Source organism: Acinetobacter sp. YH18001, from assembly GCF_013416975.1.
In the GTDB taxonomy this organism is placed as follows: domain Bacteria; phylum Pseudomonadota; class Gammaproteobacteria; order Pseudomonadales; family Moraxellaceae; genus Acinetobacter; species Acinetobacter pseudolwoffii.
In genome coordinates this window covers 1-17,551 of record NZ_VPEU01000011.1, presented here as the reverse complement: position 1 = coordinate 17,551, position 17,551 = coordinate 1, and the positions used below count along the sequence as shown (strand labels likewise).

Genomic DNA, 17,551 nt, shown 5'->3' with positions numbered 1-17,551 from the left:
AGCGTGGCTGAGGGTCAGGATTCGACGAGTGACTTAAAAAAAATCTTTATCAAAGTTCAATAATCTGCATAATACCGGAAAGGAAAAACAGCTTTTGACTGAGATGGAACATCTTAAATGGATTTAATTCAGGCAAATGGACAACCGCACTATGGACGTTTCAAGGAACTTCCAAAAAGTATTGACTATCAGGCATATCAATACAAGAACCCTTATGGTCAGGTGCTGTCAGGCTGGCGTAAGCATCTAAAATATAAGAAATTCAAATTTTGTAGTATTCAGCACGAACATTATACCATTGGGCTGGCGATTGCCGATATTGCATGGGCAGGGCACAGTTTTGTCTATGTCTACAACCATATGACCAATGACGTTCTGGAATGGAATGCGATTAATTTCCTGTCTCGCCATACTGTGCTGGATGAACAACCATTATTCAATCACAGTTATTTTCATAAATCGCCTTTTCAGGTCGATATTCAGCATGCCAACGGTGTGCGCTATATCAATGTCAGTAAATACGGCGAAATTCAGCTCAGTGCACGAATCTTTTGTGCAGGAACCGATCCTTTAAGTATGTGTAGCCCAACTGGTATCAACGGTTGGACTTATACGCAAAAGCTCACGACCTTAGGTTGCGAAGGCTATTTTTTAAATAAACAAAAACAAAAGATTCAATTTAACGAACGAACTTTTGCCTTGCTGGATGACACCTGTGGCTTTTTACGTCCAGAAACTGCCTGGTTTTGGTTGTCGTGTAACTTTTGGGATGCGACCAATCAGCGGATTGGAATTAATTTAGCATCCGGTGTTAACGAAAGCTTTGGTAATGAAAACTGTTTATGGATCAACGGAAAAATTTATCCATTGGCTGATGTGCTCTTTCAGCAGGAATCCGAAACTCAATGGACGATTCAATCGCTAGATGAAAAGCTAAATCTGACTGTAAGCACAGGCTGGCGACGTTATGAAAATCTGAATTTGCGTCTGGTCGGCAGCCAGTTTAGCCAGTGGCAGGCCAAAGTCTGTGGCACCATTCAGCAGGATGATCAGGAAATTATTTTACTGAATGAATATGCCTTGCTTGAGCAGCATTATGCCAAATGGTAAATCAGCTTAAATCAAAAAGCCTTCAATTTTGAAGGCTTTTTGATTTAAGCGATGCTCACGTTTAGTCTTTCGCGGCCTGCCAGAAGGCTTCACCGGCTTGAATCGGATCGCCGGTTTCATTTAGGGTGTTGATCCAGACCTCGTATTGGGCAATCACTGGGTGCTGACTCGGATGAAAGTCTTTTTTAAACCAGTCTCGATACTGTTTGCCCATTCGGGTCAATGTGCCTTTTGGGCCAAAAAACCAGGGTAAGCTCTTGATATTCATCTGCAAGCGTTGCAAGAGGCTAAAGCCATCATGTTTCAGCATGACATTGGCACGGTAGACGGTAAAACTAAACATTAAAATGGTCGTGCTGACTAAGGTGGCTCGACGGGTAAATTCTGGGGTTTTAGCCACATTTTTCATCACATCAAAAGCTACATCGCGGTGTTCCATTTCCTCAATGGCATGCCAGGCCAATAATGCCCGTACAAAAGGATGGGCATCTTTCAGGGTCTGTTTTTGTCCATAAAAAGTTTCTGCCATAAGCGCCGTTAAATGCTCTGCCGCAGCGGTAATGGCAATATTAAACTGGGGTGAGCGGTGCTTCAGATCATAATTGAAAATTTTATTTAAACGTTCAATAAATTGGTCTACAGGCATGCCTTGCTCGCGCATCAACTGATTCATTTTGTCATGCGCGATGCCGTGCTGGGCTTCCTGGCGGATAAAATCCGCGACACGTTGTTGCAGCTCCGGGTCCTGGATCTGATCGCGGAACAGGCGGACACTCTGAATAAAATAGCGCTCGCCGTCTGGAAAGGTCAGGCTTAGGGCATCGAACATGCGTGTCATAAAGGGATCGCCGCCGAACCAGTAACGTGGAATTTCATCCAGTTTAAAATCAAGTTGGGTGCGAACCACAGGCTGTAGGGCGGATTTTAATATGGCGTTCATCTTGTAGATTCTTTTTTGTGACGATGCTGACAGTATGTCGGCGAATCTCGCCATTGTTTTGACAGAGCTTGCCAATTTTTATACATTTTATGCCAAATGAAAATAAAACTGGTCAGATTAGAGCTGCCAGCGAGAATCGCACATGCAAGACATAAAAATATCCAATGGTTATCTTCAGCTCTGGGCGACTTATTTGCGTGATGTGGGGATTGAACCCTTAACTGCCGACTTTCTGCAAGATGTGCATGACTCGCTTGTGACCCTCATCGATCAGCCTTTTGATACACAAGTACCTTTGGAATTGTTGAATCATATTATTTTAACTACTCGGCAACATCTGAACTGTCCGCAGCTGATTTTTGAAATCGTGCAGGTCATTCGTCCTGAGCATTTTGGTGTACTGGGTTATATGGTTTCACGTAGCAGTAGTGTCGCGGAAATGATCGGCTATAGCATGCGCTTTCAGCGGCTGGTGATTGATGGCAGTGAATTCGTGCCTTTACAGTTGAAGCAGCATGAACACAGTATTGAATTATTTTGGGCCTATCTGGATGAAAAATATAATCTGCTCAATGAGCTGACCATGGCCGCGATGGTGCAATTGGGACGCGTCATTTTGCAGGATCATCAACTGTTACTGCGTTGTGTGCGTTTTGCCCATGCGCCTGATATGGCGAAAATGCATTATCAAAAGTTTTTTGCCAGTGAGGTGAGATTTTCTCAGGACTATTATGGCATAGAGTTAGATTTACAAGGGCTGGCACATGGGCCTGAGCAGGCAGATCCGATGCTGTTGCAGTTGCTGGTGCATCAGGCGGAACAGGCGATTGCAGCAAAAGTACCTGTTGAAAATACCTTGCAGCAAGCACAGCAAATCATTGCCGAACAGTTGCGAACCAGGCAACAGGCGATCAAAATTGAGCAGCTTGCCCAGCAGTTGTGGATGTCGACCCGAAGCTTGCAACGCTTATTCAGCATATATCAAACTTCATTTAAAAAACTGCTGCAACAGCAGCGCATCAAACGCTGTGAGATTTTGTTACAGCAGGGGCTTAGTCTGAGCGAGATTGCTGAAGCGCTGGATTATTCCGACCAGTCGGCCTTGGCCCGCGCCTATAAAGCAGCCACCGGACAGACTTTGTTCCAGCGCAAGAAACAGTTAAAGCATGCACAGCAATAAAAAAGCGACCCAATCAGATCGCTTTTTGATGTGAGGATGATACAGAGATTAAGCGGTTGCTTTAAGGTTGGGGAATCTCAACGCAATCGCAGCAATTGCGAAGATGGCCAGAATCCAGCAATAGTACAAGCCGCCAATCAGTTCAACCGGTGAGATTTTTGCAATCGAGCAGGCGAGGAGCAACTGTGCACCATAAGGAATCAGACCTTGTACCACGCAGGAGAAAATATCCATCAGTGCTGCAGAACGCTTGGGATCCACGCCGTATTCTTTGGCGACTTCACGTGCCATATCACCCGACAGAATAATTGCGACGGTATTATTGGCCACAAAGATATTTGAAAATACCACCAGAAAGCTGATCCCGATTTCGCCGGCCCTTTGCTGCCCAACTTTAAACAGACGGGTCAGGCTATAAATGCGCTCGATTAGCCAGCGTAAACCACCTTCACGTTGCATGATCGCTGACAGACCCCCCAGAAACATGGACAGTAATGCCACTTCAAACATGCCGACAAAGCCGTCATAAATCGAAGTATTCAGCTTGAGCAGGTTAAATTCAGGCGTCGCAAACAGACCGAACAGACCCGAAAGCAAAACACCAATGGTCAGTACTGCGAGGACATGCAGGCGACTAAAAGCCAAAACAAAGACCGCAATATAAGGTAAGACCAGTAACCAGTTAAAATCTTTATATTCTACGGGGCTGGAGCTGCCTGTACTTAAAATATAAATCACAATGGTGCTGATAGAGGCCGGTACAGCAATCCAGACATTGACTTTAAACTTGTCACGTAATTGCACCCGCTGGCTGGTGGTGGCTGCAATGGTGGTATCTGAAATCATGGAAAGGTTGTCACCGAACATGGCACCGCCTACGACTGCACCAATGGCGTAGATCACATTAATATCGGTGACCTGGGTAAAACCAAAGGCAATCGGGGCACAAGCTGCAATGGTGCCCATGGAGGTGCCCATCGCCGTGGCAATAAATGCCGAGATGATAAACAGCATCGGCAAGATAAATTCAGGCGGAATAATCGACAGGCCCAGTTGTACCGTGGCATCCACACTGCCAATCGCACTGCTGACACTGGCAAAGGCACCGGCCAGCATAAACACCATAAACATCAAAATTAAGTTCGGATGACTGGCCCCTTTTAGAAAGGCTTCAATGCCCTGATTGAGTTTGCCGCGATACACCAATGCAGCCAAAATAATCGCAGGCAGGGCAGCAACAGGCGCTTTCACCTGATAGAACGCAAATTCGGTTCCAATCAGGGAATGATAGATCCCGCTACCCAAAAATAGGGTTAAAAATACAATAAGCGGCAGCAGTGCAATGGCGCGTGCCTGCACTGTAGCCTCAGAATCAGTCTGCATAGGAGATAAAAAAGTAAGAGAATAGGACTAGTATAAAGCAGGTTTTGCAATTTCAGAAAACTTTAAATGAATGCGCTAACATCTGCATTTTTATTAATTTTTGCATGATAAAAATAAGTTTATCTAAATATTCAGGATTTTAGCTAATAGCAAAATTAGGCATCTTTGATCATTGTGAAAAAAATCAAAATAATCGTAAATAGACCCTTCCGAATTGTTTTGAAATCTTCGTACAGGAAATGAAATACTCGAGGTCGGTATCGCAGACTGTTCATTGGACAAAAAATAGCGTTACAATGCGACGTCTTGTATTTTTACATAGTCAATGCCTCAAGTTTGAAACACGTTAAGGAAAGCTCAGCCCTATGTCACGTTTAGCCACACGATTTGAACAACTTAAATCTCAACAGCGTAAAGCTTTAGTTTCTTATGTGATGGCTGGTGATCCGCATCCAGAGGTCACTGTACCTTTGCTCCATGCAATGGTAGAGGCGGGTGTCGATGTGATTGAGCTGGGTCTTCCTTTCTCAGACCCGATGGCAGATGGTCCCGTAATTGCTTTAGCGGCTGAACGTGCGCTGGCAGGCGGAACCAATACTTTGGACGCACTGCACATGGTGAAAGAATTTCGCTTGAAAGATCGCGAAACACCTGTGGTGCTGATGGGTTATCTGAATCCGGTCGAAGTGATTGGCTATGAAAAGTTTGTGGCTTATGCTTACGAATGTGGAGTAGATGGCGTGCTGCTGGTGGACTTACCGCCAGAGGAAGCACAAAGTCTGGGTGAAGTACTAGAAAAATATGACATGGATCAGATTTTCCTGCTGGCACCCACTTCAACCGATGCACGTATTCAACACGTAGCGAAACAGGCCACTGGCTTTATTTACTATGTATCCTTGAAAGGCGTGACCGGTGCAGCAACTTTAGATGTCTCTGAAGCCGCTGCCCGCATTCAAAAGATTAAAGCTGTGACTGATGTTCCTGTAGGCGTAGGTTTCGGTATCAGCGATGCTGCATCTGCGAAAGCGATGGGTGTTGCTGCCGATGCAGTTATTGTGGGAAGTGCGTTTGTAAAGCAGTTTGCAACGCTTGCACCAGAACAAGCCGTTATTGCGACGGTGAATAAAGTCAAGGAGCTTCGAGCAGCGCTCGATGAGTTATAGTATGAGTCAACCCGTGAAATCAGGCAAAATTCTGAGCCCATCGACCCCATGGACGGAACGCATTGTTCCAGGCATTCATGTACCCGATGAGCAAACGATCTACAAAGCGACATTTACCGAGCCTACGGTCGAGTGTCCTGAATGTCATGCTTTGGTGACCCGTACCGCGATGTCATTCAATGCCTATGTTTGTCCGCAGTGTGATGAGCATTTACGCATGAAAGCCCGTGATCGCCTGAACTGGTTCTTTGACCAGGTACAGACTGAACTGGGTCAGGAGTTTAAGGCTAAAGATCCGTTAAAGTTTGTCGATAGTAAAGCTTATCCAGAGCGTATGGCAGAAGCACAAAAGAAAACCGGCGAAACCGAAGCGTTGGTCGTGATTCAGGGTCTGCTCAAAGACGTCCCAATGATTGCCTGTGCATTTGAATTCGATTTCATGGGCGGCTCTATGGGAACAGTGGTCGGTGACCGTTTTGTTCAGGCGGCAGAGCGTGCGATTGAAGCCCGTCAGCCCTTGATCTGCTTTGCTGCTTCAGGCGGTGCACGTATGCAGGAAGGCATGTTGTCCTTGATGCAAATGGCACGTACTTCGGCTGCTATCCAGCGTTTAAAAGAAGCAGGCCTGCCTTATGTGGTGGTATTGACGCATCCGGTATACGGTGGTGTCACTGCATCACTGGCGATGCTGGGTGATGTACATCTGGCTGAACCGAAGGCGATGATTGGCTTTGCCGGTAAACGAGTGATCGAACAAACTGTCCGTGAAAAACTGGAAGAACCGTTCCAGCGCGCGGAATATTTGCTTGATCATGGGGTAATCGATCAGATTGTTCACCGTCACGCATTACGTGATACAGTTTACCGTATTGTTACGAAATTGATGAACCTGCATTGAACACAGCACCGCTAGCAACAGATTCTTTAAGTACATGGCTCGATTATTGGAGCCATGTTCACGTTACGGGTATTGATTTAGGTCTGGAACGGGTTATTCCGGTGGCTGAAAAGCTCGGTGTGACACATCCGGCGGCCAAAGTGCTGACGGTGGCTGGAACCAATGGTAAGGGTTCAACCACCACCACACTGGCTGCGATTTTGAATGCACAAGGCTTCAAGGTCGGACTGTATCAATCTCCACACGTGTATCGTTTCAATGAGCGGGTAAAACTGCGCGGCATTGAAGTTGAAGATCAGTTGTTGGTGGATGCTTTTGTTCAGGTGGATCAGGCTCGTCGCGAATGTGATTTGAGCCTGTCTTTCTTTGAAGCGACCACTTTGGCCGCTTTTGTGATTTTTAAAGATCAGTTATGTGATGTCTGGGTGCTGGAAGTCGGTCTGGGCGGTCGTCTGGATGTGGTTAATGTGGTTAATCCGGATGTAGCAGTGATTACCAATATTGGTCTGGATCATACCGATTGGCTCGGTGATAGCATCGAGAAAATTGCCTTTGAAAAAGCCGGAATTATCCGGCCGAATATTCCGGTGGTATTTGGTGGACAGCAACAGATTCCACAAGCCATTTTAGCTAAAACTCAGCAATGCAACGCGCCCCTATATGCGGTGAATCGTGATTATTTCTATGAAGCATGTGCAGATGGCCAGTCTTGGGCCTTTGCCTCTTCGGGTACGACCTTAAAACTTCCAACAGGTTCACTGGCGCTAGATAATATTTCTACCGCTGTGGCTGCAATTTTGCTGAGCGGTTTAACGGTCAGTCAGGATGTGATGGCACAAGGGATTCAAACGGCAAAGTTGCCGGGACGTTTTGAAGTCTGTCAAATCCAGAATAAAACCGTGATTTTTGATGCCGGACATAACCCGCATGGGGTCGAGTTTCTGCTGAAACAGTTGCGAAACTATTTAAATTACAATCAAAACTATAAAAATATCGTTTGTGTGTTTTCAATGTTGGCAGATAAAGATATAAATTCTGTCACCAAGTTATTGAAAGACACGGTTCAATTGTGGAAAATTGCACCATTATCCGTCCCACGTGCGGCAGAGCTCACAATTTTAGCTGAGGCTCTAGGCGGTGAGGCGGTAGAACAATTTGACAATGTGAAATTAGCTTTTAAATCAGCACTGGATCAAACAGATAATAATCAGCTGATTTTGGTATGTGGATCATTTCATACCTTAGAAGCGGTATGGGAGTATTTGGAAGAATGTCAATGAATAACAAACAGCGCTGGATGGGCGGTGTTGTTTTACTCGGTGGTGGTGTTTTATTGGCAGCATTACTCCTGAAAGGTCAAGATGAAATCAAGCAGGATCGTCAGCAGAAACCGGCACAGGTTGCGGAAGTGGAAACTAAGGATGCAGTGAATCATTCGCTGGGTTCCTTGACGGTCGATGTGGAAACAGAAAAGCGTTTACTTGAACAGCAACGCCGTGATCGGGAAAAATCTGTGGCAGAGCAGGAGGCTCGTGCGGCTGAATTTTTAGCGATGCAGCAGCAGGCAGAAGCAGATGCGGCGCGTAAAGCGGCTGAAGAATATGCTGCACTTAATGCGCATCGTATGGGACAGCAAAGCTCGGATAATATTCCACCAGAACTGGTCGAAGACGAACAGGCCAAACAGAAACGCTTGGCTGAAGAAAAGGCTGCACAAGACAAAAAGCTAGCCCTGCAGAAGCTTGAGCAGCAAAAAGCCAACAGTTCAACTGAAGCGGCCAAGAAAGAAGCGGAGCGTAAAGCCGCTGAAAGCAAAGCGGCTGAAGAAAAACGTAAATTGGAGCAACAGCAAAAAGCCGAAGCAGAACGTAAGACGGCTGAGGCAAAACGTAAGGCTGAGGAAGAGCGTAAGGCAGCCGAGAAGAAAGAAGCTGAACGTAAAGCCGCCGAAGAAAAACGTAAAGCCGAAGACAAACGTAAGGCTGAAGAAGCCAAGAAAAAGGCAGCAGAAGACGCCAAAAAGAAAGCAGAAGCTGAGCAGGCACGTAAATTGCTGGAAGGTGAAAGTGACAAGCAGTGGATGGTGCAGGTCGCACTGGCAGCCAATGAAGCCAATGCAGATGCGGTTGCGGCAAAACTGCGTGCCAAGGGTTATAAAGTGACCAAGAGTCCAACCTCTAAAGGGATTCGTATCATGGTCGGTCCATCAAAGGATCGGGAAACTGCTGATGCTTCGCGTAAAAAAATCGCTGCAGATGACAGTCTGAATATGAAATCTGCCTGGGTGATTGACTGGGTGCCTTTAGATAAGCGTAACTAAGACAGCGTATTACTGTACTTTGGTTTAAAATGGATTCAGGTTATGCCTAGATCCATTTTTATTGGGGAGCAAAAATTAAAAAGGTGACAAAACTCTCAGGATTAAAAAAGCCTATCTAAAGATAGGCTGGTGATGAACTTCGAAACCGGCACGTCATTCGGGTTAGAAATTCAGTTTTAATCTTGCTGCTTTTTATATAGATACATCAACGTTAAGAGTGGATGTACTTATACATATTCTTTATGAACAGAGCAGTGCTCTGCTTATCTATTACTGCGCACTTCACTTGTGTTGCGCAAAATTAAAAAGGAATCGTTTTAATTTGTTGCTTGAAGCATAGCTTCTCGTCTTCTTGCGGAATATATTCCTCAGGGCGAAGCAGTGCCTTGCTGATCCTCACTCAGGATGTGGCGTTAAGCGCAGGTAAGGCGTGACCGCGGTATACCCTTTAGGAAAACGTTGTGCAATTTCAGTCTCATCTTTTAGCGATGGCACAATCACCACATCATCGCCATGCTGCCAATTGGCAGGTGTTGCGACTTTATGGCTGTCGGTGAGTTGCAATGAATCCACCACACGCAAGATTTCATGGAAATTACGACCCGTCGATGCCGGATAGGTAATAATCAAACGGACTTTTTTGTTTGGATCGATGACCACCAAAGAGCGAACTGTGAGCGTTTCACTGGCATTCGGGTGAATAAAGTCATATAGTTCAGACACTTTACGATTCTGATCGGCAATGATCGGAAAATTGACCGTGGTATTTTGCGTTTCATTGATGTCTTTAATCCAGCCATGATGTGATTCAACATCATCAACCGATAAGGCAATGGCTTTGACACCACGTTTTTCAAATTCATCTTTCAACTTTGCGGTATAACCAAGTTCAGTAGTACATACCGGCGTATAGTCCGCCGGATGTGAAAATAAAATGCCCCAGCTATCGCCCAGAAAATCATAAAAATTAATCAGGCCTTCACTGGATTGCTGTTCAAAATTCGGTGCGGTGTCGCCTAGACGTAAACTCATCTTTTTGCCTCAATTGGTCTTTTAATGTAGAGATGAGATTTAATATGAACTAATTTTTTTATGATTAAAAATAGTGTTTTTAGCTTTCTTTATGAATAAATAGCATAAGTGATTTGTTTTATCTATCTAGAATCAAACAAATCAGTCGTCTAATTGACTATATTGCACAGCTAAAGTTTGCTACATTACTTTGCCTTAGATCTCGGGGCTAGAACTCAGGATCAGATTTTTTTCAGCGGTTTTATAGCAAAACCCTTGTAGTTCAAATTTCTAGCACCATAATAACGACTAAGAACATATTCATTTGACAAGCAAGATTTAGAGAGTCTATTCATGTTGGCAAGTCTGATCGGAGGAATCTTCGGTACCAAAAATGAGCGCGAACTCAAACGCATGCGTAAAATCGTAGACAAGATTAATGTGCTCGAGCCGACGATATCTACCCTTAGCGATGCAGACTTATCTGCAAAAACTGAAGAATTCAAACAACGATATAATAAGGGTGAAAACCTCGATAAATTATTGCCTGAAGCATTTGCAGTCTGTCGTGAAGCCGCCAAGCGGGTCATGGGCATGCGTCATTATGACGTGCAGCTGATCGGTGGTATTACCTTGCACGAAGGTAAAATTGCAGAGATGCGTACCGGTGAGGGTAAAACCCTGATGGGTACCTTGGCCTGTTACCTGAATGCCATCAGCGGTCAGGGTGTGCATGTCATTACCGTGAACGATTACCTGGCACAACGTGATGCCGAGCTCAACCGTCCATTATTTGAATTTTTGGGTTTAAGCATCGGGATTATTTATTCCATGCAAAATCCGATGGAAAAAGCGGAAGCTTATCGTGCCGATATTACCTACGGTACCAATAACGAATTTGGCTTTGATTACCTGCGTGACAACATGGTGTTCTCGCTGGCTGAGAAAAAGCAGCGTGGTTTAACCTATGCGATTATTGATGAGGTCGATTCGATCCTGATTGATGAAGCACGTACTCCGCTGATTATTTCCGGTCAAAGTGAAGATTCTTCACAGCTTTATGCAGCCATTAATAATATTCCACCAAAATTACAGGCACAGAAAGAAGAGAAAGTGCCGGATGGCGGTCACTTCTGGATTGATGAAAAACAGCGTTCAGTTGAAATTACTGAAGTGGGTTTTGAAACCATTGAAAGTGAACTGATTGAAATGGGCTTGTTGGCAGAAGGCGAGAGCTTGTATTCAGCGTCGAACCTGAATCTGTTGCATCATGTGACTGCGGCAATTCGTGCCCATTATTTATATCAACGTAACGTGCAATACATCATCAATGATGGTGAAGTGATTATCGTCGATGAAAATACCGGTCGTACCATGCCGGGCCGTCGCTGGTCTGAAGGTTTGCATCAGGCGGTAGAAGCCAAAGAAGGTCTGGAAATTCAACCAGAGAACCAGACCCTGGCAACCACAACCTTCCAGAACTATTTCCGTCTGTATAAAAAATTATCGGGTATGACCGGTACCGCTGATACTGAAGCCGCGGAAATGAAAGAAATTTATGGTCTGGATGTGGTGCTGATTCCGACCCATCGTCCAATGATCCGTGATGACCAGAACGATTTAATCTATTTAAATCGTGAAGGCAAATATAACGCGATTATTCAAGAAATTCAGCGTGTGCATGAAGCCGGTGTTGCGCCAATCTTGATTGGTACGGCAACCATCGAAGCATCTGAGATTCTATCCGATAAGCTGAAAGCTGCGGGCATTACCCACGAAGTACTGAATGCCAAACAGCACGAACGTGAAGCGGATATTATTGCGCAAGCTGGTGCGCCGCGTGCCGTAACCATTGCCACCAACATGGCGGGGCGTGGTACCGATATTCTGCTGGGTGGTAACTGGAAAGCATTGCTGGCCAAAATTGAAAATCCGACAAGCGATGACGAAGCGCGTCTGAAAGCGGAATGGGATGTTAATCATCAATCTGTTCTGGATTCGGGTGGCTTGCATATTATCGGTTCTGAACGTCATGAATCACGCCGTATCGATAACCAGTTGCGTGGTCGTGCAGGCCGTCAGGGGGATCCGGGTGTATCGCGTTTCTACCTGTCGCTTGAAGATGACTTGATGCGTATTTTCGCCGGTGACCGTGTGGTGGGTATGATGCGTGCCATGGGCTTGCAGGAAGATGAAGCGATTGAACACAAAATGGTGTCTCGCTCGATTGAGAATGCACAGCGTAAAGTCGAAGCACGTAACTTCGATATTCGTAAGAACTTGCTGAAATACGATGACGTGAATAACGAACAGCGTAAGATTATTTATAGTCAGCGTGATGACATTCTGGCAGAAAATTCGCTGCAAGATTATATTGAAGAAATGATCCGTGAAGTGATGCAGGGTGTAATTGCCAATTATATTCCGCCTGAGTCGATTCATGACCAGTGGGATATTGAAGGTCTGGAATTGGCCTTGCGTGAAGACATGTCACTGGATCTTCCTATCGCACAATGGCTGGAACAGGACCGTCGTCTCGATGAAGAGGCATTGGTGGTGCGTATTAGCGATGAAGTACTGAATCGTTACCGTTCACGTCGTGAACAAATGGGTGCGGAATCTGCAGCATCGCTTGAACGTCACTTTATGCTGAATTCTCTGGATCGTCACTGGAAAGAACATCTGGCAGCGATGGATTACTTGCGTCAGGGCATCCATTTACGTGGCTATGCACAGAAAAATCCAGAGCAGGAATATAAAAAAGAAGCCTATAACCTGTTTGTGAATATGCTGGGTGTCATCAAATCGGATGTCGTTACAGATTTATCGCGTATTCATGTTCCAACACCTGAAGAGCTGGCTGAAATGGAAGCGCAGCAGCAGGCACAGGCTGAGGCAATGCGTTTGCAGTTATCTCATGATGAGTTCGACGGTTTACTGGCAGATGAACATGAAAATACGACTGAACAAAATGCTGAGGCAAGTCCGGTAGCGCCAGTCTTTGAAGCGCCGGCAAGCCGTAATGCACCTTGTCCATGTGGTTCAGGCCTGAAATATAAACAGTGTCATGGCAGAATCTAAGCGATATTGAAAATCAGAGCCACATGGCTCTGATTTTTTATGTATAAAGATTTTTCAGAAACTGAATACTATTTGCAGTCCTGCGGATTAAATGGTATTTAATGGCTCATTCAACACCGAAAAGTGGAATAACCTGAATGAAAAAAGTATTAAAAACGCTCATGATTGCCGCTTTGGCCATGCCTGCTTTAAGTTCTGCAGAAACTGCAGCCACCACGACACTTGATAAAGTTCAGCAAGCAGTGGGTTCTACTACAGCTCAAGTACAACGTACAGATGAACAAGTGACCGTGGCCAGCCCGCGTACCGGGATTCGTTATACCTTTGCCAATCAGAATCGCCCGATTGTGTTGCAGACCGCTGCGATCGCACCGGCCAATGCGGCCAATGCAGATCGTATTGTGGCATCTAATCCGGCACTTTCTGCCGCGAGTCAGCAGCAAGCGAAGCAGGCTTTATTAAATGAAGCAGGGCAACTTGCGAAAAATTAAAATCTCCGATTTTTTAAAATGCAGAAACCAGTCTTGATGACTGGTTTTTTATTGTGAAAATCCATCATAAATCTCAAGCTGACTCAGGCTTTGGCTCGATTTTTTGTTGCAGATCAACTAAGCTGTATTTTTCTGAAACTTCAATATTGGACTTTAAAATGGCAGTTGGTGACGTATCTATGCCACAGATGCATGTGGTGAAAGGGGTTAAAATTGGTTCGGCTGAAGCCTATGTGCGCTATCAGAACCGACGTGACCTGGTGATATTTGAACTGGCTGCAGGCTCTAATGTTGCAGGGGTATTTACTCAAAATGCCTTCTGTGCAGCCCCTGTGCATGTATCTAAAGCGCATTTACAGGTAGGGAATCCGCGTTACCTGGTGATCAATACCGGCAATGCCAATGCAGGAACCGGCCCTACAGGCATGGCAAATGCAGAAGCCACCTGTGCCAAGCTGGCTGAACTGGCAGGGGTACAGGCTGCTGAAGTTTTACCATTCTCTACGGGTGTCATTGGCGAGCAATTGCCAATGGAGCGTTTGCTCAGCGGTTTACAACCTGCGCTAGACTCATTGCGTGATGATGCCTGGGTCGATGCTGCAACGGGAATCATGACCACAGACACTACACCGAAAGGCGCTTCAGAGCAGTTCGAGCTGGATGGTGCCACCTATACCATGACCGGTATTTCCAAGGGTGCCGGCATGATTCGTCCAAATATGGCGACTATGCTGGGTTATGTGGCAACCGATGCTCCAATCAGCCGTGAACTGGTTCAGCAGTTATTAACAGAAACAGTAAATGTGTCGTTTAACCGCATTACCATCGATGGTGATACTTCAACCAATGATTCCTGCATCTTGATTGCCACAGGTCAAGGCGGGGGGGCTGAAATTACTTCGACTGAAGATCCACGTTATGCAGTCGTGCTTGATGTGTTAATGCGTACCATGAAACGCTTGGCGCAACTGATTGTGCGTGATGGTGAAGGTGCCACCAAATTTATTACAGTTGCGGTAGAAGGTGGTGCTAATATTCAGGAATGCTGTGATGTGGCTTATAGCATTGCACATTCGCCATTGGTTAAAACTGCGATTTTTGCTTCTGATCCAAACTGGGGGCGTATTCTGGCAGCGATTGGTTATGCTGGTGTGCCGAATTTAGACGTTGCAAAAATTCAGGTTTGGTTAGATGATGTACAAATCTGTAAAGATGGTGGTGCGGCGGCAGACTATACTGAAGCAGCTGGTGCAGGTGTGATGGCCCAAGCTGAAATGACGATTCGTGTTGATCTTGGACGTGGTACAGCGAAAGACACGGTCTATACCTGTGACCTGTCTTATGATTACGTCAAGATTAATGCAGATTATCGTTCATAATTCAGATCGTTTCTAAAGCCTCCGTTGTGGGGCTTTTTTTATATCTTATGATTTTTAATGACTGGTCAAAAATGGCATTTTGCCAATTGTGATTAGGGTGTAGGGTAAATGTCCGTGTCATAACGGATAATTAGGGTAGAGTAAGAGTTGTTATGAATAGTGCGACCAAATTAATAGCCAATGAAGCAAAGTCGATTGTGCAGGCGCATTTAGATCGTTTAGGCGTTCCTCAAGAACATCAAATGAGCCAGCAGGAAAAATTAGACAAATTTGCACAAATCAAGGCTGAACTGGAAAAACAGGATGCCGTTTTGGTGGCGCATTATTATTGCGATCCTGAAGTGCAAGAACTGGCTGAGTTGACCGGTGGTTGTGTTTCGGATTCTCTGGAAATGGCACGTTTTGGTCGCGATCATCCAGCCTCTACGTTGGTGGTGGCAGGAGTGAAATTTATGGGTGAAACCTCAAAAATTTTATCTCCAGATAAAACCGTGCTGATGCCAACCCTGGAAGCAACCTGTTCACTGGATCTTGGTTGTCCGGTTGATGAATTTACAGCTTTTTGCGATGCGCACCCCGATCATACCGTGGTGGTGTATGCCAATACTTCCGCAGCGGTGAAAGCGCGTGCCGATTGGGTAGTGACTTCTAGCTGTGCAGTGGAAATTATTGAACATCTGGATAGTCTCGGTGAAAAAATTATCTGGGCGCCGGATCAGCACTTGGGCCGATATATCCAAAGCAAAACCGGTGCAGAAATGTTGCTCTGGGATGGTGCCTGTATCGTGCATGAAGAATTCCGTTCACGCGGTATTGTCAATATGAAAGCACTCTATCCAGATGCTGCGGTGTTGGTACATCCGGAATCCCCCATGTCTGTAGTCGAGATTGCCGATGCAGTAGGCAGTACCTCGCAACTGATTAAAGCCGCACAGACTTTGCCACATCAGCGTTTAATTGTGGCTACGGATCGTGGTATCTTCTATAAAATGCAGCAAGCAGTTCCCGATAAAGTCCTGATTGAGGCACCAACTGCGGGGGAAGGGGCAACCTGTCGTTCTTGTGCGCATTGTCCGTGGATGGCAATGAATGAGCTGGATGGTATTTTGCATGTATTACAGCATAAGGATCAGGAAGTACATGTCGATCCTGTACTGGCTGAACGCGCAAAACTGCCTCTAGATCGCATGTTGAATTTTAGTGCCGGACTAAAACGTTAAAATTTGTATAAAAAATGTCTGAAGCGCTTGATAAATAAACGCTTGGCGCGTTTTTTAGGTTTTTTTTTAAGATAGGTGTTGACGTCTCCGGGCGTCACGCCTAGAATGCACACCGTACCGAACGATGTTCGATACGAAAGCTGAGATGAATCGGAGCATAGCACAGCCTGGTAGTGCACCTGGTTTGGGACCAGGGGGTCGTAGGTTCGAATCCTACTGCTCCGACCAATTCTTCAAGGCAAATGATGTTTGCATCAGTAACGCGCTTGTAGCTCAGTTGGATAGAGCATCCGCCTTCTAAGCGGATGGTCACAGGTTCGAATCCTGTCAGGCGCGCCATTTGGTCGCTTGATGTTAAGAATCAAAATGATGGTGGATGTAGCTCAGTTGGTAGAGCCCTGGATTGTGATTCCAGTTGTCGCGGGTTCGAATCCCGTCATTCACCCCAACTTTTAAAGTTGAAATCGGAGCATAGCACAGCCTGGTAGTGCACCTGGTTTGGGACCAGGGGGTCGTAGGTTCGAATCCTACTGCTCCGACCATCTCCTTAAAGATGGTCGAGATAAAAGATACCGCGTTAAGCGGTTTTTTTATGCCTAAAATTTAATAAGTATAAAAAATACACAATATTATTTATAGTCGCCTTTTTAATAATTGTTTATGTAATCACTTGTATCTCTATATCAATTTATTTTTCACTCAATATAGCTATGCAGGTGAGATGGGTTTTTTATTTTATGTCTTTTGCTGAAGAAGGATTATGATGCGTTTAAGGATGGAGGAATATTGAGGCATTCTCATTTTCATACTATTTTATTTTGGTGAAGTGTATGAGTTCCTCAGCATTTATATAAAAGGGAAATATAAATAATTTATCAGTCTTGATATCTATATTTTTCTTGCTAAAGAAAAGATAAATTAAAATATAAATCTGAAATCCACCAGAAATAGCTTTTATAAGTAAATAAACACTATAAACCTCCTTGGAATGTATATTTTTTACTCAGGAAATAGGAAAACCTGCATTTTTTGTAGAATAAATAAACAGTCGTTAGTTTTTTGCTGAATTATTTAGAAATAGGGGTTGTGTTGGGTGTGAAATGCTGTAGAATGCACATCCATCGGCAGTGATGAAGATTAAAACTTCTGATAAAACAGTGACTTAGTTAAAATTGATTGAGTTAGGTTTTAGAAAGAAAGTTTAAAAATAATGTTCATGACTGGTTGACTTTCTAGAGATAGAGAGTAATATAGCCGACCTAGCTTGCTGGTGACGAATCAGCAAGAAGATCATTAAGAGCTTATGAAGAACAACTTGTGTGGATTTTTACTGGTTGATCGATCGAAATTATTTTCATTGATTGATGGTAGA

The 17,551-nt window shown here is 44.9% G+C and carries 13 protein-coding genes and 4 tRNA genes; 14 read left to right on the top strand and 3 right to left on the bottom strand.

Annotation, left to right across the window (positions count from 1 at the left end):
* Nucleotides 1-117: 117 nt before the first annotated feature.
* Nucleotides 118-1,110: a DUF2804 domain-containing protein gene (locus FTV48_RS05615; protein ID WP_005168593.1), complete on the top strand. Its 993-nt coding sequence runs from the start codon at nt 118-120 to the stop codon at nt 1,108-1,110.
* 61 nt (nt 1,111-1,171) lie between these two features.
* Here the strand turns inward: FTV48_RS05615 and FTV48_RS05610 are convergent, their stop codons facing one another.
* Nucleotides 1,172-2,050 (bottom strand): metal-dependent hydrolase, encoded by an 879-nt coding sequence (locus tag FTV48_RS05610; RefSeq protein ID WP_100329829.1) that lies wholly within the window; start codon nt 2,048-2,050, stop codon nt 1,172-1,174.
* Nucleotides 2,051-2,192: 142 nt separating this feature from the next.
* On the opposite strand from FTV48_RS05610, the gene FTV48_RS05605 reads away from it, so the two are divergent.
* Nucleotides 2,193-3,230, top strand: a complete 1,038-nt coding sequence (locus FTV48_RS05605; protein ID WP_179999640.1) for an AraC family transcriptional regulator — start codon at nt 2,193-2,195, stop codon at nt 3,228-3,230.
* A 48-nt stretch (nt 3,231-3,278) separates the two neighbouring features.
* Here the strand turns inward: FTV48_RS05605 and FTV48_RS05600 are convergent, their stop codons facing one another.
* Entirely contained in the window at nt 3,279-4,613 is a 1,335-nt protein-coding gene (locus tag FTV48_RS05600; protein WP_005098063.1) for a Na+/H+ antiporter NhaC family protein, read from the bottom strand.
* Between the two features lie 365 nt (nt 4,614-4,978).
* Between FTV48_RS05600 and trpA the strand changes: the two genes are divergently transcribed.
* From trpA to FTV48_RS05580, 4 genes are read left to right on the top strand one after another with little or no spacing between them, the layout of a single operon-like run.
* The gene (gene trpA, locus FTV48_RS05595) at nt 4,979-5,779 is read left to right on the top strand and encodes a tryptophan synthase subunit alpha (protein ID WP_005098062.1); all 801 of its coding nucleotides are present in this window, start codon (nt 4,979-4,981) and stop codon (nt 5,777-5,779) included.
* A 1-nt stretch (nt 5,780) separates the two neighbouring features.
* Complete coding sequence (gene accD, locus FTV48_RS05590) at nt 5,781-6,677, top strand: acetyl-CoA carboxylase, carboxyltransferase subunit beta (RefSeq protein WP_034608357.1); 897 nt, start codon at nt 5,781-5,783, stop codon at nt 6,675-6,677.
* A complete protein-coding gene (gene folC / locus FTV48_RS05585) occupies nt 6,674-7,957 on the top strand; it encodes a bifunctional tetrahydrofolate synthase/dihydrofolate synthase (RefSeq protein ID WP_159516632.1) in 1,284 nt (427 codons plus the stop codon). The genes accD and folC overlap by 4 nt, the downstream gene beginning before the upstream one ends.
* A complete protein-coding gene (locus FTV48_RS05580) occupies nt 7,948-8,997 on the top strand; it encodes an SPOR domain-containing protein (protein ID WP_373683527.1) in 1,050 nt (349 codons plus the stop codon). The genes folC and FTV48_RS05580 overlap by 10 nt, the downstream gene beginning before the upstream one ends.
* 396 nt (nt 8,998-9,393) lie before the next feature.
* Here FTV48_RS05580 and FTV48_RS05575 read toward each other — a convergent pair whose 3' ends face one another.
* The gene (locus FTV48_RS05575) at nt 9,394-10,029 is read right to left on the bottom strand and encodes a peroxiredoxin (RefSeq protein WP_179999638.1); all 636 of its coding nucleotides are present in this window, start codon (nt 10,027-10,029) and stop codon (nt 9,394-9,396) included.
* Between the two features lie 333 nt (nt 10,030-10,362).
* On the opposite strand from FTV48_RS05575, the gene secA reads away from it, so the two are divergent.
* From secA to FTV48_RS05535, 8 genes are all read left to right on the top strand, one after another.
* Nucleotides 10,363-13,089, top strand: coding sequence for a preprotein translocase subunit SecA (gene secA / locus FTV48_RS05570; protein WP_100357980.1), 2,727 nt, complete (start codon nt 10,363-10,365; stop codon nt 13,087-13,089).
* 137 nt (nt 13,090-13,226) lie between these two features.
* Nucleotides 13,227-13,580, top strand: a complete 354-nt coding sequence (locus FTV48_RS05565; protein WP_179999636.1) for a hypothetical protein — start codon at nt 13,227-13,229, stop codon at nt 13,578-13,580.
* Between the two features lie 158 nt (nt 13,581-13,738).
* On the top strand, nt 13,739-14,959 hold the full coding sequence (gene argJ / locus FTV48_RS05560) for a bifunctional glutamate N-acetyltransferase/amino-acid acetyltransferase ArgJ (RefSeq protein WP_074383508.1): 1,221 nt from the start codon (nt 13,739-13,741) through the stop codon (nt 14,957-14,959).
* A gap of 152 nt (nt 14,960-15,111) precedes the next feature.
* Nucleotides 15,112-16,179, top strand: coding sequence for a quinolinate synthase NadA (gene nadA, locus FTV48_RS05555; RefSeq protein WP_179999634.1), 1,068 nt, complete (start codon nt 15,112-15,114; stop codon nt 16,177-16,179).
* Nucleotides 16,180-16,330: 151 nt separating this feature from the next.
* Nucleotides 16,331-16,407, top strand: a tRNA-Pro gene (locus FTV48_RS05550).
* Nucleotides 16,408-16,441: 34 nt separating this feature from the next.
* Nucleotides 16,442-16,518, top strand: a tRNA-Arg gene (locus tag FTV48_RS05545).
* A gap of 33 nt (nt 16,519-16,551) precedes the next feature.
* Nucleotides 16,552-16,627: transfer RNA gene (locus tag FTV48_RS05540), tRNA-His, on the top strand.
* A 17-nt stretch (nt 16,628-16,644) separates the two neighbouring features.
* A tRNA-Pro gene (locus FTV48_RS05535) sits at nt 16,645-16,721 on the top strand.
* Nucleotides 16,722-17,551: the final 830 nt, after the last annotated feature.